This window comes from Alkalihalobacillus sp. AL-G (assembly GCF_030643805.1).
Classification (GTDB): Bacteria; Bacillota; Bacilli; order Bacillales; family Fictibacillaceae; genus Pseudalkalibacillus.
Window position 1 is genome coordinate 1,345,584 of sequence record NZ_CP094656.1, and the last position, 18,056, is coordinate 1,363,639.

Genomic DNA, 18,056 nt, shown 5'->3' on the forward strand with positions numbered 1-18,056 from the left:
GGGCTTGACCGGACCGTTAACATCAATGGTAAAAGTGAAGAAGTACGGAAATTGATGAAGATGGTTGCTGGTCATGCAAAGGGGCACATTGAACAAATATGGGAAACAAGAGAAGTTCATAGCAAGCAATTGACTTCAAAACAAGTTTGATTAAAAAAGGGTGAGTCTATGACTTTGAAAATAACCAACCCGAAGATACCGTCTGAACTTGATTCTATTGACTTGAAGGAAAAGCTTCAGTATGAACAACACTTTAATATGTGTATCATCCGTGACTGCGAAATAAACGGAGAAACGATTGAAAAGCTCTGTTTTGAGAATGTTGTTTTTAAAAATGTTACCTTTTATGATGTCTCCTTCAGGTTCTTAGAGTTGACCGATGTCATGTTCGAAAAGTGCGACTTATCGAATGTCGACTTCAGCGATGCGATTGTGCATAGAGTACATATGAAGGATTGCAAGATGGTAGGGATGAATCTAGCGGGTTCAGCTTTACGGAATATCTCTTTGGACGGTTGTATCGGGAATATGGCTGCGTTCGGATATTCAGACTGTAAGAACGTTCAATTTAGAAATTCCTCATTATGTAATTCTGATTTTTTTGAGTCGAAATTTAAGAATGTAGTGTTCGAACAATGTGATATAAATGGAGCTAATTTATCAGGCACTGTCCTGAAGGGAATCGACCTCAGCAGTTGTACCTTTGAAAAGCTTGTAGTCTCAATAGAAAATCTTGAAGGATGCATCATAACATCTGATCAGGCTGTTGGATTTGCAAAAGCGTTGGGATTAGTAACCAATGATGAAACTTTTTGAAACCATATTGACTAAAATCCGTATAGCTTAAAAAGCCATTTTTGAGATTTGGAGGCTGACCATGACAAGCAAGTGGTTTGTGAAAAATTATGACCGGATGATGGAACCCGTTGAAAGGAATCGATTTGGAAGGATTCGGGCGGGATTGCTGAATAATGCTAAAGGGAATGTGCTCGAGATTGGCTGTGGAACTGGTTTCAACTTTCAATATTATCGAGACGTGTCAGTCACTGCAATTGAACCGAATAATTACTTCAGAAAAATTGCTTCAGAGCGCGCCTCCCAAGCGAGCATTCCAATCGATGTTTTACCAGGTGATGCAGAGGAACTTGATTTTTCCGATAATGCCTTTGATACGATCGTTGGCACATTAGTTTTCTGTTCAATACCTAATCCTCAAAAAGCGATTCGAGAAATCATGAGAGTATGCAAACCGAATGGAAGAATTCTCTTGTTCGAACATGTTCGTCACGATAATAGAGTTATAGCGGCACTGCAAGACTTGGCGACACCAGCATGGAAGAGAGTGTGCGATGGGTGCCACTTGAACAGGAATACACTAGCATTGTTGAAAAAGGAAGGAATCAAAATAAAAAGAGTGAAAACACATTCAAGCAAAATTATGATCACGATCGATGCCAATAATCTTGATTCCTAAATGTAGAGGAAGTAATTCTTATGAACAAAAACAAAATATTTATTAAGAACACCGTTCATTTATTGAGCGGTGTTGTGCATTTTTACAGGAAAAATAAAAATCCATTGTAACAATTCCGGTATTGAATCGTGGTTAATCTAGAGAGGGGAAGCAGATGCGGAAGAAGACGTTGGATAAGATTTATGAAGAATACGCCCGTGATGTATATCGGTATCTGTTTTCTTTATCACGCGATCACGGTCGGGCTGAAGATATCATGCAGGAAACGTTTTATCGTGCGTATTTGCATATCGAAAAATTGAATGATGAAAAGATCAAACCTTGGTTGTTCCGTGTAGCACATAATGCTTTCATCGACCAAAAACGGAAAAGTCAAAGGGAAACGATTAAAGAAAGAGGGTATTTTGAACAAGAAATGAGCGATATGACGTCTGTTGAAGAGCATATCATTCAAAAAGAACAGGTTCAGTCCGTTTTTCAAAGTGTCGATTTACTACCGACTCAACAGAAAGAAGCTTTAATCCTCACGACTATTCATCAATTTAATTATTTAGAAGCAGCAGGCATTTTAAATGTATCAGTATCCTATTTGCGGATTTTGATTTTTCGAGCAAGAAAAACGTTACGTCAGAGAGAAAGGACTGGGGCGGATGAGTGAAGATTTTAAAAAGAAGCTTGAAGCATATTCCAATGGTGAACTTTTACAAGAAGAACAAGTAGAGATTGAAAATGAACTTGATAAAATGGAAGTTTATCAGTCTTACTTAGATAATTTGGTGAATACACACGATCAAGAACAGGATAATGGTACAGATAGAACTAAAAAGCAAAAAAGCTTGATAACTAGAGGGAAATGGCGGGCAAGGTTCCAAAATGCTTGGACAGCTCTTTCGATTCTCATCATTATTCTGTTTATCGGATGGGGAACGTCGGTAATCTTTTATACATGGGGAGAGCCGGCAGATCGTTCTGAGTCGTATATCGACGTCATCAAGGCGACGATCGAAACAACCCAACCGAATATAACAGTTGGGAGCAGCGGTATGAATGTCGGCTTGTTCACCATGAATTATGATGCGGAGCTTCGGAAATGGATTGGTTCAGATCATGAAACGATCGGAGAGCTGGATTCAAAGTTTTTATTCAATTTATCATCGATTCAATTACCTGATGATATCTATCAACACCCATTTTTCATTTATCCTGAACAACAAGAGCAGCTCGATCCTCCTGGAGGGTTCGAAGTATTAGAACGTTTACCAGAAGGAACCGTTTCGGAATTGTTTATATCCCTATCTGATTACTATGAGACCAATGAAATCTTAAAAAAGTTTGAAGGGGAAAACATGTGGCCAACCTGGTTCGCTGTCGATACTGGTTTTGAACAAAAGGATGAAATTAGGGCATCAGAAGAACCATTAGGATTTCCGTTAAATGGATATCATTTCTTATCCGAGTATCAATTCGATTCCAAAAACGGGGAATTTATCTTAAAAGCCTTCGGCGGGGCTGCACACTCAAAGAGTAGAAAAGTTTATGGTGATGGTGAAGAGCGTAATGAAGAGTTTTTCAAAGCATTATTGTTGATGAAAAAATATTATTCAATCGCAGACGATATCCATTGGTCTTCTGAGGAACGGTTATCCGAGCAAATCGAGTATATTGATGAAAATGGAACGAAAATTTATGGAGTCGTAGTGAATGGACCAACGAAAGAGCTTTTGAAGTTAAAAGATGAAGACTGGGTTGGAAGTGCTGTAGTTGGGGAGAAAAGACTGTGGAATTGGAGAGATGTCAATTAGAAAACAAATTTAAAACTATTAATCTAAATGTAATGGATCAGCAACCATGATGTTTGCACCATTTAAGGCTGCTCATAAAAACTTTACACGATGATTGCTATCATTTACCACCTTCATTCATACTCATCTATTTTATAATGGACTGGGGAGTGGTTATTTTGAGGAAAGTTTTTATCTTTTTATCCTTATTAATATTAATGTTATCAGGTTGTATACCTGAACCAGAAATACATATCGAAGGCGTTAAAGATGGAGAGGTCTATGTAAAGGACCGAATCATCGAGATTGATGAGAATAGAGCCGGCGAATATACTTTGAAATTGAATGGAGAGACCATTCAGAACGGTCACACAGTATCGGAGAACGATGATTACAAATTGACCATAACTGCAAAACGCTGGTGGAACGAACAAACGAAATCAATCCAGTTTGAAATCGATGATATTCCGCCCAATAAGCCTTCTTTTAAAGATGAACCAAAGGAAGTTTATTATAAGCAAGCGAAATTCAGTCTTGAAAAAGAAGAGGATGTAATGTACAAGGTCAAAATGGATGACAAACCATATGACATTAACAATCCAGTTACCGAAGAAGGAGAACACAAACTTTTCATAAAAGCAGTTAAGGACAATGGATTGTTGGCGCAAAAAGAAGTGGAGTTTGTCATTGACAATCGTACATACACGCGGAAAGCAGTTGACACGTTTAAACATTTCATTTTTCATAGTGAGGAACAACAGGATCAAAAGGTTTTAAAGTGGACAAAAAATGCATCCGTCTATATTTATGGAAACCCGACAGGGCAAGATAGGGAGGCTTTGGAATCCTATTTTAATAGAATAAATGAGTTGCTCCCAATTGATCTATTGATCATGGAAAGTGATATCCATTCGACCGGGGATTACTCCTTGTCCATTTTTTTCGTGCCATCACATAAATTCAAGGATTACGGATTTAAAGGAGATCTTGAAAACGGGAATAAAAGGATTGTGGGATTTGCCGCACCGACAAAAGTATCGGAAGAAGGAATTCTCAGATCAATCATCGTCATTGGTACCGATACGGACCAGCGGTTTAGAAAGACGACGATCCTTCATGAAATTGTACATTCATTAGGATTGTACGGCCACTTCAACAATAATGAACACAGTATACTCTATCCTTATAACAACAATATGGTCACTGAACTAACAGATATGGACAAAAAAATGATTGAAATCCTTTATCGACCAGGGATACACACGGGTATGGATGAGTCTGACGTTGAAAGGGTTTTGAAGACAAGGATAAAAGAATAATTTAAGTACATCTTTAATTAACAAAAGCTAGTATGACATTTATAGTGAACGTTAAAACCTTTAGAATACTTATTTTATGGGAGGCACACGTTGAACAAACAAAACTTTGAGGAACACATAAAGCGATGGATGAAAGGAAATCATGTCCCAGGAATGGCTGTTGGGATAAAAAAAGATGGAGAACTGATCTATCAAAAGGGATTTGGGTTACGAGACATCGATAAGAAGCTGCCGGTTGATGAACATACTGTTTTTGGAACAGCTTCAGTCACGAAATCGCTGACAGCTGCAGCAGTTCTTTTACTTGCTGAAGAAGGGAAGTTATCCCTCAATGATCCTGTGGCCAACTATTTACCAGAAATGCGAGACATCGTACCTGAAACTCAATTAGATAAATTGAAAGTTTTTCACTTACTATCGCATTCTACCGGGTTAGCACCGGTTGAGCGAAAAGAATCGATCAATCGTTTGCGAAATCATTTAAGTTATTTAAAAGAGACTGAAAAAGTTTGGTTCGATACACCTGGTGAAACGTTCAGTTACAGTAACGATATGTTTCTGTTAACAGGGTTGATCATCGAGCGTTTGACAGGAGAGTCCTATCGAGAGTACACGACACGAACGTTTTTAAACCCCCTTGGCATGTCCCGGTCCACTTTTAATATACAAGACCTTGAGGAGATAGCAAACGTAACGATTCCATACGATTTCGTAAATGAGCAACATGTACGTTGTGAGTGGCCAAAGCTTGGAAACTATGAAGTGGGCGGCGGTTTACGGTCGAATGTAAATGATATGTTGAAATATGGTCATTATTTACTGCAAGAAAATCTAGCTGAACGTCTAGCTGTTCCTAGGGTCCGTTTACTAATGGGGCAGTCGTATGGACATGGCGTTCAGGTTCGGCAATATGATGGAAAGTATACGCTGATTGAACATAGTGGTGGGCAGCCTGGGGTATCCTCTCATTTTGGTGTCATACCGGAGGCGAACTTATCTGCAGTCGTTTTAACGAATGTAGGTGGAGTAAATGCATCGAGTGTTTGGTTGAAGTTGATTAATGCAGGATTAGGGATACCAAGCGGCCAACAACGATTTAACTATGAACCAATCACATTACCACAACAAAGGTTAGACACGTACATAGGTGAATATTCGTCTAAAGAGGGAAGTCAAGTCGAAATCACGGTTCAAGAAAATGAACTTCAAGTGAAGTCGGACAAAAAGCATTATCGTACTCAAGCGATTGGAAATCATATCTTTATTGATGAAAAAGAGCATAATCCAATTAAGTTTTATATGGATGAAACAGAAAATCAGGCTTGGGGAGTTCTCTTCGGCAGCCGAATTTTGCATAGAGTGAATTAAACGAGAAAGAAGGTCAAAACGAGTACAACTCTTAATTAGAATTGTACTCGTTTTGCTTTCGATATGACCGCCGAAAAGCGGTTAACGATTAATTCCAAGTACACAGACAGTGGGGACGGGTTTCAGCTCTTTTAATTCCACTCTAATGTCAGAGAATTCCGCTTGTTTAAGGTGTTTTGCAATTTCATTACCAAACTGTTTGGAAGTTTCTTCTGTCGCCCCTTTTATAAAAGGTTGAACGGTCAACGCGATTACACCATCCGGATTCATAAACTGACGGATCCGTTTTAGTGTTTCAACTGGATCTTCCCAGAATATGATCGAATTCACAGAGAAGACTTTATCGAAACGAAGGTCAAATGAAATAGAGTCATTAACATCAGCGATTTTCAATTGAACTTTTCCTTCTTGTATTGACTGTTTGTTCCGTTTCTGAGCTTGCTGCAACATCACTTCAGAGTAATCGATTCCGACAACCTTTCCTTCCTTAATTTTTCTGGCTGCCAATTGAATTGCGGTCCCAGGTCCAAATCCAACTTCCAGCACATTGTCATCCTTGCTCAATTCTAATAGTGAAACGGTCCAGACATTTTTTTCAAAACCGACCGAGGCCATTAATGTTCCGGCAAGTCGTCCGAATAAGCCTTCTGGTTTTTGAAATTGGTACTTAAACTTCTTAAAGGTTCCCATGTTGAATCACCCCATTTATAAAGTCTTATTCTTTTTTTCTTCTTCGATTCCTTTAACAATTTTTCACTAGAACTAGAATATAATAATCAAAGGTGTTGTTTGACAAAAGCAACTAATATAAATTAATATTTGCTTAAAGCAAGTAAATGTTTGGGAGGGGAATTTAATGAAATTAGCTAGCTTGGAAGAACGAATCAACTCGATTCGTCACTTCAATCGATTCATTACCCGAAGAATAGGTGTGCTGAAAGAAGGGTTGTTACATAGTTCATATTCACCAACAGAATCGAGGGTCATTTTTGAAATTGCACAGAAAAATGACATGACCTCATCTGACCTGATACGAGAATTAGGTTTGGATGCAGGGTATATGAGCCGGATTTTGTCCCACTTAGTGGAAACAGGAGTTTTGGAAAAGAAACGTTCAGAAGTGGATGGGAGACAGCGCATTTTAAGGCTCACTGAAAAAGGAAAAAAGGATTTTGCCTTGCTTAACGAGCGTTCCTTTGAAGAAATCCAAGAACTACTTATGAGTTTGGATGATTGCAAACAACAGCAATTATTAGATGCAATGCAAACCATTGAACATTTATTAAATGGTCAGAAAGGATTAAAATTTTCTGAGCCTTATTTTCTTCGTGAACATCAATCTGGAGATATGGGTTGGATTGTCTATAAACATGGTGTTTTGTATGCTGATGAATACGGTTGGGGTACAAACTTTGAAGCATTGGTTTCACAGTTGGCTGCGGATTTTATCAAAAACTATAGGCCGGAACGTGAAAGGTGCTGGATCGCGGAGATGAATGGTGAAAATGTCGGTTCTGTACTCCTTACAGAAGAAAGCGAAACCGCTGCGAGGCTGCGCCTATTACTAGTTGATCCAAAAGCAAGAGGGCTCGGACTAGGGACGAAGCTTGTGGAGGAATGTATTCAGTTTGCGAGACGAAAAGGATACAAAACACTCGTGCTCTGGACCAATGATGTGCTGACAGAGGCAAGAAACATTTATAAGAAGACCGGGTTTCAATTAATTGCTGAAGAAAAGCATTCGAAATTCGGTGATGAAATGACCGGAGAAACGTGGGAATTGAAACTGTAATTTAATTGTTTTTTAAAAAAACACATCTCAATCAGGAAAAGGATTCACTATTAATGGCTGGATCTTTTCGATTTTTCATAAATAGCGGGAGCTAGATACACGACTGGGGTTGGGTTATAGGCAGTATTATACAGGCACATATCCCCGTTAGCCTGAATACTGTGTAGCATTAGAGGGGATGGAGCACTATGTAATCCTAATTCAAGAGGGGGATTTCGTAATTCCATCCAGCCGCATCATAGCTATTGGAATTTAGCGCAAAAATTTAAAATATCGGTTGAAGCGATCTCAGCATTGAATCCTGGAGTTGACCCGACTGACCTTCATGTCGGACAAATTATATTATTACCCAATGCCTCAAGGACAATAATACTTTGGTCGACTACACCATCAACAACACCTTATTGCATCACTCAAACATAGGTAGAATTGAAAAGCAGGAACCGGGTTCTTTGGGAGTAGCAAATATCCTGGACTCGCATGACGATCATCATTCTGGTGTTCGATTTACCGGATAAAATGAAGTCATTGCCCGCCTTCTTCAAAATGCTTCGGATATGGGGAATTCAATAAAACCTTATTACTGCGAAGGACTTCAAAAGATGTGACGGTATTCGATCAAATTGAAACACAAGCGATAGGAATGTCCGATGTACTTTCCGATGCCATCATTCGACAATTTCCCGGGGAATTCAAGAATATACCACAAAGACAAGGCGAGGACTCTTGCTAAAAGCTGAATTTGCCAAATCGCTTCATTCCTTCCTTAACCTGCCCTGCATGTATGGAACCGATCAGAGTTTTTAAATCATTCTCAAACAGATAGCGATCATGAAAAGCTTGTTACCTATCTACTTGCAATTTAAAAAAATGATTTGACAAGTAGCAAATATGAAAAAATATAAGTTGGTTCATTGCAATCCTTTTTATGGAGAAAGGGAAGTTGTTTTATGAAATCCACCTATAATGAAAAAACAAAAAGGGTAACGTTCATCGCATTCTCCCTTATGCTCGTTATAGCTTTTTTTGACTTCGTCTTTTTCAGTGATTCAATTCCCAAGCCGGTTGATGAAGTGCAACTAAGCCCTCTATTCGCAGATAATGGTGAGGTTGCATTATTTTCAGTCGGTACCTATCTTGATATGAGTCAATTAAACAGTAAATTGGAGGAAGCAGGAGTCCATCCGGAATTCAGCCATGTCATTGGGGAGCAAGGGGAATTAAAGTTCTTGCAAGAAAAGCATCCTCAATTAGAAATCGAGCGCATGCCCGCATACTTCGTCTTTGATTCAAAAGGGCTAATATATAAAACATACAGTTACGATCAGTTTGTAAAATATTTAAGTAATTATAAATATTGAGTTTAAAAAAATCCCTACGTTCAACATTCGACACCTTTCTTGTATTAAGAGGTGTCTTTTTTGCAGGGATTTTAAGGAAAATGAGAGAAGGTAATAAGATGAAAAATCGAGATGAAGGAATTGGGGATGACAATGAAAATCAGAAGAGCAAGCATACAAGATACAGAGGGCATGGCGAAAGTACATGTTGAGAGCTGGAAAACAACGTATCAAGGAATTGTCGCTGATACGTTTCTAAACAGCTTATCCATTGAATACCGGAAAAATCGTTGGGATGAAATGATCAACAATAAGAACCACTTTGTCTTTGTGGCGGAGAACGAACATGGGGAAACGTCGGGTTTTCAAGCGGTGGACCCGAGCGATCAGACAATCCTTCCTATAAAGGGGAAGTGTATGCGATTTATATTTTGGAATCCTATCAAAGAAAAGGGTTGGGTAGAGCGCTGATCAAGCCTTTGTTGGAACAGCTTATCGCGTTGAAACTCAATTCACTACTCGTATGGGTATTGGAAGACAATAAATCACGCTATTTTTATGAAGCATTGGGAGGGAAAATGGTCGAACGAACCGTTTTGCAAATTGCTGGAGAGGGATATAACGAACTTGCCTATGGCTGGGATGATGTTAAAAAACTTCAAAAATACCTGGAAGAGAATTAACTTACTATAAAAAAATAAGGTTAATGATGGAGGAGAAAAATGACCCAAGATTTTTACTGTGATCGGGTGTTAAGCGGAAAAACTGAGATGGAGAAGGTTTATGAGACTGAGAATATACTGGCATACTATCATACGAAACCAGCCTATGAAGTACATATTGTCGCCATTCCGAAAAAGCATATTCCGTCCCTTACAAAGATAAATGAAAGTGACAACGATCTGTTCAATGAATTAATGAATGTTGTACGAATAGTAGCTTCGCAGGTTGAATTGGAATATGGTGCATGTCGGGTGATCACAAATCTTGGAGACTACCAGGACTCGAAGCATTTGCACTGGCACATTGTTTCAGGAGCGAGATCGTAATCTTAGACGTGGGGGAGTTTTTATGGAACAGGCGGTTTTGGCTGCATTGAATGAATTAGAGGACATCGTAAAAATAGATTCAGAGACAATTGGTGATGAAAGCAGAAGAAAAGTTTTGAAGGAAGCTATTGAAGAACAGCGCTGTCTGATTGTAATAGTAAATGGTTCTGTCGGTGGTTTTTTGGTTTACAACACGCAGTTTTTCGATTGCAGTTTCATCTCACTCGTAATCGTAAAACCTTCTGAAAGAAGAAAGGGAATCGCAAGTTCATTAATTAGGGGTTTTGAAAAAATTTCTCCAACAGAAAAGATATTCTCTTCAACGAACCAATCGAATGAGGGAATGCAGAAGGTCTTTTCCAAGCTCGGTTATGAGAAATGCGGATGGATAAATAATCTCGATGAGGGCGATCCTGAACTCATTTATTTTAAAAATGAACGTAAAGTAGATTTATAGAAATATAGGGGGCAATAATGGCTAAACCGGTTTATTGTGACAAGTGCCATGGGGAAATTAACAATCGAGAAGATTTGGTTACGGCAACGATGTTTGTAAGTGTTGTTCCGTATCACGAAAGCTGTTATTCGAAAGATTTGAAGGGAGCTAAAACGTTTTTTCTCGCTAATCAACCGATAAATGGTTTTTCGGGAAACTTTGGAGTGGTTGTTGCTGCTTTGTTCGGTTTTGGACTACTCGTTTTTGCAGAAGGTGGAACAAGATTTACCTCAGTAATTTTCCTGTTGGCAGTATTTTATCGACTCTATTCCTATATTGCATATGAGAGGCATTTGGAAAAGTAGGAGGTACACGGATGCTTGATTGGATTTATAAAACGTTTATTGCCAGGACGTAAGATGTATTTACAGCTTTAGATGCAAGTGAACTACAACATGCCAAGCAAAAGTTAGAAGAGGCAGGGATAACAGAATATCAAGTTAGCTCTGGTGATGCTACCATTGCAGTTGCTGGTCCAACAACTCACACAATTAAAGTTTATAAAAAAGACTATGAAAAAGCCCAAGAAATTGTTAAGGATCTACGGGACCAAAAATAACAAACACATAAACAAATCTTGATAGAAAAGGTGGAGAACAGGTGGAAACGATTGTAACTGCAGTAAGTATTAGTGAAAATCACTCGTTCAGTAAGGCAAATCAGGGTTGCATCCGCTTGTTGGCAGGGCTCGGTGTCGAAGGAGATGCGCATATGGGTGAAACTGTAAAGCATCGATCACGGGTTGCGAAAGATCCTTCACAGCCCAACCTGCGTCAAGTCCATCTGATTCACGCCGAATTATATGACGAATTACAGGCTTCAGGCTTTCAAATTTCCGCTGGACAGATCGGTGAGAACATCACGACACGAGGAATAGATCTCCTTGGACTGCCAACTGGTACTAGACTGAAAATTGGTGAGACTGCTGTGGTCGAGTTAACAGGATTGCGTAATCCATGTAAGCAGCTTGATCAATTTCAACCGGGATTGATGTCCGCAGTATTGGATCGTGATGAGCAAGGTAATCTCATACGTAAATCGGGTGTGATGGGGATTGTTTTAAAGGATGGAGTGGTTCGTCCAGGTGATTCGATTACTGTTGAGTTCCCGGCAAAGCCGTACAAACCACTTGAACGAGTTTAAGTAAAAGGAGCTTTCGAACATATATGAAGCAGTTTTTTAGATAGAGATGGAACAATCGGCGGAGGTGACACGGTTCATTATCCAGGAGATTTTAAGCTTTTTTCTTTTTCACAGAATCTGATCAATATGCTAAAAGAAAAAGGTATCAAAGTCTTTTCGTTTACCAACCAGCCAGGAACATCAAATGGTCTGGCTAATGAAGCCGATTTTATAAAAGAGTCAGAGAGTTTTGGATTTGATGATGTGTATCTGTGTCCGCATCATCATTCGGTAGGGTGTGCTTGCAGAAAACCAGGCACCGGAATGCTTTTAGAGGCAGCGGAAAAGCATGCTTTGGATCTTAAAAGGTGTGTCGTAATTGGAGACCGCTGGAGTGATATCGTTGCTGCTTCTACGGTGGGTGCTACTAAAATTCTCGTAAAAACCGGAGCAGGCAACGACTCTTTAAACAAACATCGCCACTTATGGACTGACACACAACCGGACTACATAGCGGAGGACTTAAAGGATGCAGTTGAATGGATGTTCTCAAAAGGCATAAAGGAGCAATGAATGAAGCAAAAGATTAATCATTTATTAGAATTAGTTAGAACTGAATCCGAATCGATTTGTAGGATAACTTCAATAAATCCGTACGCTTATGGTGTGGAGAATTGTGTATTCAAGGTAACGACTGAAGAGTGGAATGAGGTTGTGATACGAGTTCCGTGGAATAGGTTTTCCTCTAATGAAACGGATGGAGACATAGATTCTAGAAGGGGACTTGAAAAAGAGGTGAGTCTAACCGAACACTGCTTTCATAAAGGCATCCCAGTACCTGAAATATTCTACGTTCAGTTTGGTGAGAAGACAGATTTCATTATCCAGGAGTTTATCGAAGGGGATGATCGAGGTGCTTCAATTGAAGAGGTTGGAGTGCTTGTCCATAAACTGCACAACATGGCGTTACCTCCCGAACATGTAAATCTAACAAGAGATATTAATCACGATTTATCTCGTCGGATCATCGAACGGACAGAAGCATTTGAACGATTTTCCGGTCAGCATTTTCCCTTACCCGAGCAGTTAGAGCTTCAGTCTATTCTCAACTCCTATCCATCAAAATCAAGGCTGCTGCATATGGATATTCGGCTTGAAAACTTGATTTTTTGTAATAGGAGAATCAAAGCGATCTTTGACTGGACAAATGCTCTGATCGGTGATCCAGTTTTGGAGCTTATGAGAATCCAAGATTATAGACTGCTGAATGATGATTTTATCAAAGGCTATCCCAATTTTGAAACCGAAATGAAACGAGTGCCGGATATCGTTACATGGCTCTATCAATACGATACTGCAGTGATGCTCACCTTATTGTTTTACACAGAACTTGATGACAAACAACAAGGCGAGCAAGCAAAGAATCGACTTACCACTCTTTATGAGAAAATCAAAGCTGAAATATAGAAAACCTTTCATTAAAGGAGTTTGATATGAAGATAAAAAAATTCCACCGGTTGAGTAGAGGGCTGATAGTTCGAAATGGTGAGGTTCTAATAGCGGAAGCGAAAGGGTATCACCATACTTTTTACCTGGGGGACACGTCGAGATTTCGAAGGGTGCAGAAAAAGCGCTTCGTCGTGAAATGAAGGAAGAACTAGGGGTAGAGGTGAACATAAAACGCTTCCTAGGGGATGTCGAACATCAATGGGAGTCGAGTACACATCATCATTTAGAAATCAATTATATATTTGAAGCTGTGATTGGGAATGAGGATGCAGAGAGTTTTCATAGCAAAGAAGATCACCTAGTGTTTCTTTGGGTGAAACTTGATGAGTTAGAAAGATATAATCTTCAACCATCGTCGTTAATCGAGTTAATTCACAACTTAGATTCTATATCATCGTTTTGGAAAAGTAGTCTATAGTGATGGAAAGGGGGTGTTTATTAAATGGTTGCTAAAGATGGGCAACTTAGTATCCGAAAGCTGAAATATACCGATTATGATTTTTCACTGCTATATAAATGGCTGAATGATGAGCAGGTTCAAAGCTACTATGAGGGTAAGAGTGTAAAGAACACACGTGAGCAAATCCATGAAAAGTTTGGGCGGCGTGCGTTGGGCGAGGATGAGGTTATACCTTGTATCATTGAATTTGACTGCAGGCCGATTGGCTATTTGCAGTATTATCCATTGGAAATGGATGAAATTCATGATTACGGTGCAAAGGAGGACCAACCACAGTATGGAATCGATTTATTCATTGGTGAGTTAGAGTACTGGAATCAGGGCATCGGGACGAAGACCATAAAAGTTATCATTAAATTTTTATTCGAAGAACAAGAAGTTCAGGATATTTACATAGATCCTCTAACGTGGAATGCCCGTGCAATCCGATGCTATGAAAAATGCGGTTTTAAAAAAGTGAAAGTTCTGCCTAAGCGTGAACTGCATGATGGCGAGTATAAAGACAATCAGATTATGAAGCTCTCAAAAGACGAATTTCAAGGCTCAGAAAGGAACTGCTAATGAAAAATATTTATATTGTGCGCCATTGTAAGGCGGAAGGACAAGCTGCTGATGCTCCGTTAACGGCATTAGGTGTTATACAATCGAAGGAACTAGCGCAATTTTTATCCGATAAAAATATTGAGCATATCGTAACCAGTCCGTATGAAAGAGCTGTCCAGACGATCCAGCCATTTGCTGATGAGCAAGGAATCGAAATGGCACTAGATAACCGTTTAGAAGAACGCGTTTTATCAAGTGAAACCCGATCGGATTGGATGGAGATGCTACGTAAAACATACGATGATTTAGAGTTGTGTTATGAAGGTGGAGAGTCGAGTAATATGGCGATGGTTCGAGCTGTAGCGGTCGTTGAGGATGTTTTAAAACGCCCAGGTCGGAACAGTGTTATCGTCACGCATGGGAATCTGATGTCCCTGCTCCTCAAGCATTTTGATGAACGAATCGGGTTCGAGGAATGGAAAGCACTGACGAATCCAGATGTATACGAGTTGCGAATTGAAAACCGCACGACAAGTATTGAACGTGTTTGGCTGATCGATTAGATGTAAAAGCGGGGGATTATCATGGTTATATTGACTATTGGATTGTTTATAATTTTGGGTTATATTTTATTCCTTTTTGGGCCTGAAATCAGTTTTATTTTCGGGTTTGGGATTCTCGCAGGAGGGTTGTTCAGAGGGCTCTATTTATTGAATGAGATTCATAAAAGGCTTTCTGAATCTGATCGTCAGACATTGGAAGCCAAGCCAGCTACAAAAAATGAAAACATTTAATGAAACATACTTTCCTATACCATGCAGGAGGGACCGGTGTAATGATTTTACTAAAAAAACACAGTTTAGAGTATGCAGATCGAATGTTTGAACTATCCTCTGCACCACCAGTGAAAGATGCATTAGGTTTAAATGTGGATAAGGTTGAGGAAACACGTGCCTTTATAAGAGCAGTTATAAAGGAAGAGGAAGATGGGCAGACGCTTTCTCGAGTGATTATTAATGAAGAAGACGAATTGATTGGTGTTATCACCCTTATGTTCATAAATCATGAGACGAAATCGGCGCATATCGGTACTTGGATCGGTCATGAATATTGGGGGAAAGGGTATAATCGACCCGCAAAGGAAGCGATCCTGAAAATTGCCTTTCAAGAATTGGGTTTAGACATTGTATTTGCGGGTGCAAGAACCGAAAACATCCGTTCTCACAAGGCTCAGCAAAAGCTGCCGTTTATCCGATTAAACATCGAATCGGCATTCCTTGAAGAGCATGCGTTTTTAGAAAAGAAAGAGAAACGGTCCTGTGTTTTGCATGGTTTTTATAAGGAAGACTTTATGGAACTTTTGAATCGGGAGAAGTGAAATTATGATACGATTTGAGAAATTAGAGGGTGATAGTGAAGTTTTTAAAACTAATTAGACTCGCTTTTAAGACTGCAAGAGATTATGGGTTAGAGTTAATACAATTCGATGTTCCCAGATGAAGTCTTCAAGGTGTGCGAACTGGAGGATGGAGAGCTGCACGAATAAACGGAGAGCTTGTCTATCCGCAAACGTTGTTTAATTGAAAAATATTAATTTACTGGGTAAGGAGATTTTAGTTTGGAATTCAAGGTAAAAGAATTGGAAGGTTATACGCCACAAATCGGGCGCCTCGTTTCGATGATGAATTATGCAAGAAAGACGACATTGGATGCTGTTCATGGACTAACGATCAAGGAATTGGATCATCTACATAATAAAAATGCTAATTCGATTGGTGCTCTATTATTACATATTGCTGCAGTCGAAAAAGGGTTTCAGATCGAGATATTTGACGGCAGAAATCCGAATGAGCAGGAATACGACGAGTGGGGTGCCGCCTATGGCCTAGGTGAGTTAGGGAGAAAAGAAATTAAAGATCAGCCATTAACGTTTTATATAGACAAGCTATATGAAGTTCGGAATCGGACATTAGAGGAGTTCCGGAGGCGAGACGATACTTGGCTGCATTCGGAAAGACTATGGGATAATCAACCATCGAATAACTATTTCATCTGGTTTCATGTTATTGAGGACGAAATCAACCATCGAGGTCAAATACGAATTCAACTGAAAATGATCCCTTTCTTATCCTGAATTTGTACAGCCTGTCAATGTCCCCGGAACGACGTACTTTAACATTTTCACATGATTGTTTCAATCAGGAAGTTGCGATGAATCATGCAATTCCCTCTGAACGGTCCGAAGTGATTAAAGTAACAACAATTAATACGATTACAGCAACAGGTACTGCGATTAGCACACTGTTTAAGTCGAACGGCTTTGCTAAAGGAATCTCCCATATAAGCGTAGTGACGACACCTGCGATCATGGAAGAAACGCCGCCTTGCAGATTGACTCGTTTCCAGAAAAACACAGCCAACACAGCCGGTGTGATTCCAGCACCGTATACTGTATAGGCATACATTTGTACGGATAGCACAGTCGGGAAATAGCTTATAATCACGAAAGCTAATCCACCTAATATGACGATGAACCATTTTGTTATATTCAACAATTGACGGTCTGTAGCATCTCTTTTAATGTATTTACCGAATATGTCATAGGTTACATTCGTTGCGGCAGAAAGCAAGTAGGAATTACCTGTGGTCACAATGAAGGCTGTTGCCGAGGCAAGTAATATTCCACCAACAAACGTCGGCATGGCAACTGTAGTCGCCATTAAAGCCATGCCTGGTTCGATATCATGGAACAATGACCTTGATGCAAATGCGATAAAGGAGATCATTGGGGAAATCACTAACATTGCGAGAAGCCAGCCAATCTGAGCAGCTTTCGAGGATTTATCTCCTTTAGACGAAGCCAGCCTTTGGTACATATTCTGATCCGCTAATAAAAGAAACAAGGAAGGCAACAAAAAGCCTAATAACTGCAAATTTGTAAGTGTCCCTGAAAAGGTAAGGTGCTCTGAAGGAACGTTTGCGATAATGTCATCCCAACCACCTGCAAGAAAAAATATAGTTGGCAGTGTGATAGCCAGACCTATAATTGCCAAGAATGCACTTAATGCATCAGTAGGTGCAACCGATCTTAATCCTCCAATGGTTGCTAGGAAGATAATTAAAGCAGCACCAATTATCGTTCCGAGTGCTACCGACATTCCCGTTGTAATATTTAAAATAAACCCGAGACCTTTCATTTGATATGAAACGATGCCGACATATGCTAGGATTATGATTATTCCTGCTATAAGCCTGGCAAAAGGGCCGTATTTTTCCTCCAATATTCCTGAAACTGTGTATTTCCCAAATTCCCTTATCTTTGGGGCAATAAAATATAGGACACCAATCCCTAATAAAGTTGGCAACATTAACAACAATGCAGGGATAATTCCGTAGCTGTAAGCCATCGAAGTCTCCCCGCCAGAAATACTTCCACTCCCTGTCCAAGTGGCAAGGAGTGTACCTGTTAAGACAATTGCTCCTAGTCCTTTTCCTGCAAGAATAAAGTCCTCACTGTTCGAGACTTTCCTTGCAAAATAAATACCCAGGATGACCATTATGACGCCATAAGCACCGACATACCATAATAGCGTTGGATCATGAACGAGTTCCATTTTATATATCACTCCTTATATTTATTTTCTTATTTTGTTAGTTTGTATTCTTTTTCCAGTATTATGTACATTGATATGGCAATAAATCCTATGTTCCTTATATACCTGTGGTACAGTCATCTTCTTTTCAAAGTTCCAGCTGAATCCCTCATTTTCAACGTTGCTCATAAATAAGTATAGTAGGAAGAA

At 39.5% G+C, this 18,056-nt stretch carries 23 protein-coding genes and 2 pseudogenes; 23 read left to right on the forward strand and 2 right to left on the reverse strand.

Annotated features, from left to right (window positions below):
- The first annotated feature begins 168 nt into the window (after positions 1 to 168).
- From MOJ78_RS06860 to MOJ78_RS06885, 6 genes are all read left to right on the forward strand, one after another.
- Positions 169 to 816 (forward strand): pentapeptide repeat-containing protein, encoded by a 648-nt coding sequence (locus MOJ78_RS06860; RefSeq protein WP_304980451.1) that lies wholly within the window; start codon positions 169 to 171, stop codon positions 814 to 816.
- Between the two features lie 61 nt (positions 817 to 877).
- Positions 878 to 1,474, forward strand: a complete 597-nt coding sequence (locus MOJ78_RS06865; RefSeq protein ID WP_304980452.1) for a class I SAM-dependent methyltransferase — start codon at positions 878 to 880, stop codon at positions 1,472 to 1,474.
- Positions 1,475 to 1,628: 154 nt separating this feature from the next.
- Positions 1,629 to 2,132, forward strand: a complete 504-nt coding sequence (locus MOJ78_RS06870; protein ID WP_304980453.1) for a sigma-70 family RNA polymerase sigma factor — start codon at positions 1,629 to 1,631, stop codon at positions 2,130 to 2,132.
- Positions 2,125 to 3,276: an anti-sigma factor gene (locus MOJ78_RS06875; RefSeq protein WP_304980454.1), complete on the forward strand. Its 1,152-nt coding sequence runs from the start codon at positions 2,125 to 2,127 to the stop codon at positions 3,274 to 3,276. Before MOJ78_RS06870 ends, MOJ78_RS06875 begins: the two co-directional genes overlap by 8 nt.
- Before the next feature lie 158 nt (positions 3,277 to 3,434).
- Entirely contained in the window at positions 3,435 to 4,574 is a 1,140-nt protein-coding gene (locus MOJ78_RS06880) for a DUF2927 domain-containing protein (protein WP_304980455.1), read from the forward strand.
- Between the two features lie 90 nt (positions 4,575 to 4,664).
- Positions 4,665 to 5,942 (forward strand): serine hydrolase domain-containing protein, encoded by a 1,278-nt coding sequence (locus MOJ78_RS06885; RefSeq protein WP_304980456.1) that lies wholly within the window; start codon positions 4,665 to 4,667, stop codon positions 5,940 to 5,942.
- An 81-nt stretch (positions 5,943 to 6,023) separates the two neighbouring features.
- Here MOJ78_RS06885 and MOJ78_RS06890 read toward each other — a convergent pair whose 3' ends face one another.
- Positions 6,024 to 6,632 carry a class I SAM-dependent methyltransferase gene (locus tag MOJ78_RS06890; RefSeq protein ID WP_304980457.1) on the reverse strand — a complete coding sequence of 203 codons (609 nt, stop codon included), beginning with the start codon at positions 6,630 to 6,632 and terminating at the stop codon, positions 6,024 to 6,026.
- A gap of 166 nt (positions 6,633 to 6,798) precedes the next feature.
- Between MOJ78_RS06890 and MOJ78_RS06895 the strand changes: the two genes are divergently transcribed.
- The 17 genes and pseudogenes from MOJ78_RS06895 (at position 6,799) to MOJ78_RS06965 (ending at position 16,387) form a co-directional block, all read left to right on the forward strand.
- A complete protein-coding gene (locus tag MOJ78_RS06895) occupies positions 6,799 to 7,734 on the forward strand; it encodes a bifunctional helix-turn-helix transcriptional regulator/GNAT family N-acetyltransferase (protein WP_304980458.1) in 936 nt (311 codons plus the stop codon).
- Between the two features lie 225 nt (positions 7,735 to 7,959).
- Positions 7,960 to 8,157 carry a LysM peptidoglycan-binding domain-containing protein gene (locus MOJ78_RS20900; RefSeq protein ID WP_370529809.1) on the forward strand — a complete coding sequence of 66 codons (198 nt, stop codon included), beginning with the start codon at positions 7,960 to 7,962 and terminating at the stop codon, positions 8,155 to 8,157.
- Between the two features lie 527 nt (positions 8,158 to 8,684).
- A complete protein-coding gene (locus MOJ78_RS06900; protein ID WP_304980459.1) occupies positions 8,685 to 9,095 on the forward strand; it encodes a hypothetical protein in 411 nt (136 codons plus the stop codon).
- Positions 9,096 to 9,227: 132 nt separating this feature from the next.
- Positions 9,228 to 9,545, forward strand: coding sequence for a hypothetical protein (locus MOJ78_RS06905; RefSeq protein ID WP_304980460.1), 318 nt, complete (start codon positions 9,228 to 9,230; stop codon positions 9,543 to 9,545).
- The gene (locus MOJ78_RS06910; protein ID WP_304980461.1) at positions 9,488 to 9,757 is read left to right on the forward strand and encodes a GNAT family N-acetyltransferase; all 270 of its coding nucleotides are present in this window, start codon (positions 9,488 to 9,490) and stop codon (positions 9,755 to 9,757) included. Before MOJ78_RS06905 ends, MOJ78_RS06910 begins: the two co-directional genes overlap by 58 nt.
- A gap of 39 nt (positions 9,758 to 9,796) precedes the next feature.
- Positions 9,797 to 10,123: an HIT domain-containing protein gene (locus MOJ78_RS06915; protein WP_304980462.1), complete on the forward strand. Its 327-nt coding sequence runs from the start codon at positions 9,797 to 9,799 to the stop codon at positions 10,121 to 10,123.
- A gap of 22 nt (positions 10,124 to 10,145) precedes the next feature.
- The gene (locus tag MOJ78_RS06920; RefSeq protein ID WP_304980463.1) at positions 10,146 to 10,580 is read left to right on the forward strand and encodes a GNAT family N-acetyltransferase; all 435 of its coding nucleotides are present in this window, start codon (positions 10,146 to 10,148) and stop codon (positions 10,578 to 10,580) included.
- Positions 10,581 to 10,597: 17 nt separating this feature from the next.
- Positions 10,598 to 10,924 (forward strand): hypothetical protein, encoded by a 327-nt coding sequence (locus MOJ78_RS06925; protein WP_304980464.1) that lies wholly within the window; start codon positions 10,598 to 10,600, stop codon positions 10,922 to 10,924.
- A 295-nt stretch (positions 10,925 to 11,219) separates the two neighbouring features.
- On the forward strand, positions 11,220 to 11,762 hold the full coding sequence (locus tag MOJ78_RS06930; RefSeq protein WP_304980465.1) for an MOSC domain-containing protein: 543 nt from the start codon (positions 11,220 to 11,222) through the stop codon (positions 11,760 to 11,762).
- 33 nt (positions 11,763 to 11,795) lie between these two features.
- Positions 11,796 to 12,314, forward strand: a pseudogene (locus MOJ78_RS06935) (HAD-IIIA family hydrolase); the annotation flags it as partial.
- On the forward strand, positions 12,315 to 13,208 hold the full coding sequence (locus MOJ78_RS06940; RefSeq protein ID WP_304980466.1) for a phosphotransferase family protein: 894 nt from the start codon (positions 12,315 to 12,317) through the stop codon (positions 13,206 to 13,208).
- A gap of 130 nt (positions 13,209 to 13,338) precedes the next feature.
- Positions 13,339 to 13,668, forward strand: a pseudogene (locus MOJ78_RS20905) (NUDIX domain-containing protein); the annotation flags it as partial.
- A 24-nt stretch (positions 13,669 to 13,692) separates the two neighbouring features.
- Complete coding sequence (locus MOJ78_RS06945; protein WP_304980467.1) at positions 13,693 to 14,271, forward strand: GNAT family N-acetyltransferase; 579 nt, start codon at positions 13,693 to 13,695, stop codon at positions 14,269 to 14,271.
- Entirely contained in the window at positions 14,271 to 14,816 is a 546-nt protein-coding gene (locus MOJ78_RS06950) for a histidine phosphatase family protein (protein WP_304980468.1), read from the forward strand. The genes MOJ78_RS06945 and MOJ78_RS06950 overlap by 1 nt, the downstream gene beginning before the upstream one ends.
- 21 nt (positions 14,817 to 14,837) lie before the next feature.
- Positions 14,838 to 15,047 carry a hypothetical protein gene (locus tag MOJ78_RS06955; protein WP_304980469.1) on the forward strand — a complete coding sequence of 70 codons (210 nt, stop codon included), beginning with the start codon at positions 14,838 to 14,840 and terminating at the stop codon, positions 15,045 to 15,047.
- A 41-nt stretch (positions 15,048 to 15,088) separates the two neighbouring features.
- Positions 15,089 to 15,631 (forward strand): GNAT family N-acetyltransferase, encoded by a 543-nt coding sequence (locus MOJ78_RS06960; RefSeq protein WP_304980470.1) that lies wholly within the window; start codon positions 15,089 to 15,091, stop codon positions 15,629 to 15,631.
- Positions 15,632 to 15,871: 240 nt separating this feature from the next.
- Complete coding sequence (locus tag MOJ78_RS06965; RefSeq protein ID WP_370529776.1) at positions 15,872 to 16,387, forward strand: DinB family protein; 516 nt, start codon at positions 15,872 to 15,874, stop codon at positions 16,385 to 16,387.
- An 82-nt stretch (positions 16,388 to 16,469) separates the two neighbouring features.
- Here the strand turns inward: MOJ78_RS06965 and MOJ78_RS06970 are convergent, their stop codons facing one another.
- Positions 16,470 to 17,867: a sodium:solute symporter family protein gene (locus MOJ78_RS06970; protein WP_304980471.1), complete on the reverse strand. Its 1,398-nt coding sequence runs from the start codon at positions 17,865 to 17,867 to the stop codon at positions 16,470 to 16,472.
- Positions 17,868 to 18,056: the final 189 nt, after the last annotated feature.

Excerpts from the sequence above, each read along its gene's own strand:
- MOJ78_RS06860 (WP_304980451.1), top strand. The coding sequence starts at position 169 with ATGACTTTGAAAATAACCAACCCGAAGATACCGTCTGAACTTGATTCT.
- MOJ78_RS06865 (WP_304980452.1), top strand. The coding sequence starts at position 878 with ATGACAAGCAAGTGGTTTGTGAAAAATTATGACCGGATGATGGAACCC.
- MOJ78_RS06870 (WP_304980453.1), top strand. The coding sequence starts at position 1,629 with ATGCGGAAGAAGACGTTGGATAAGATTTATGAAGAATACGCCCGTGAT.
- MOJ78_RS06875 (WP_304980454.1), top strand. The coding sequence starts at position 2,125 with ATGAGTGAAGATTTTAAAAAGAAGCTTGAAGCATATTCCAATGGTGAA.
- MOJ78_RS06890 (WP_304980457.1), bottom strand. The coding sequence starts at position 6,632 with ATGGGAACCTTTAAGAAGTTTAAGTACCAATTTCAAAAACCAGAAGGC.
- MOJ78_RS06895 (WP_304980458.1), top strand. The coding sequence starts at position 6,799 with ATGAAATTAGCTAGCTTGGAAGAACGAATCAACTCGATTCGTCACTTC.
- MOJ78_RS06900 (WP_304980459.1), top strand. The coding sequence starts at position 8,685 with ATGAAATCCACCTATAATGAAAAAACAAAAAGGGTAACGTTCATCGCA.
- MOJ78_RS06905 (WP_304980460.1), top strand. The coding sequence starts at position 9,228 with ATGAAAATCAGAAGAGCAAGCATACAAGATACAGAGGGCATGGCGAAA.
- MOJ78_RS06915 (WP_304980462.1), top strand. The coding sequence starts at position 9,797 with ATGACCCAAGATTTTTACTGTGATCGGGTGTTAAGCGGAAAAACTGAG.
- MOJ78_RS06920 (WP_304980463.1), top strand. The coding sequence starts at position 10,146 with ATGGAACAGGCGGTTTTGGCTGCATTGAATGAATTAGAGGACATCGTA.
- MOJ78_RS06925 (WP_304980464.1), top strand. The coding sequence starts at position 10,598 with ATGGCTAAACCGGTTTATTGTGACAAGTGCCATGGGGAAATTAACAAT.
- MOJ78_RS06940 (WP_304980466.1), top strand. The coding sequence starts at position 12,315 with ATGAAGCAAAAGATTAATCATTTATTAGAATTAGTTAGAACTGAATCC.
- MOJ78_RS06945 (WP_304980467.1), top strand. The coding sequence starts at position 13,693 with ATGGTTGCTAAAGATGGGCAACTTAGTATCCGAAAGCTGAAATATACC.
- MOJ78_RS06950 (WP_304980468.1), top strand. The coding sequence starts at position 14,271 with ATGAAAAATATTTATATTGTGCGCCATTGTAAGGCGGAAGGACAAGCT.
- MOJ78_RS06955 (WP_304980469.1), top strand. The coding sequence starts at position 14,838 with ATGGTTATATTGACTATTGGATTGTTTATAATTTTGGGTTATATTTTA.
- MOJ78_RS06960 (WP_304980470.1), top strand. The coding sequence starts at position 15,089 with ATGATTTTACTAAAAAAACACAGTTTAGAGTATGCAGATCGAATGTTT.
- MOJ78_RS06970 (WP_304980471.1), bottom strand. The coding sequence starts at position 17,867 with ATGGAACTCGTTCATGATCCAACGCTATTATGGTATGTCGGTGCTTAT.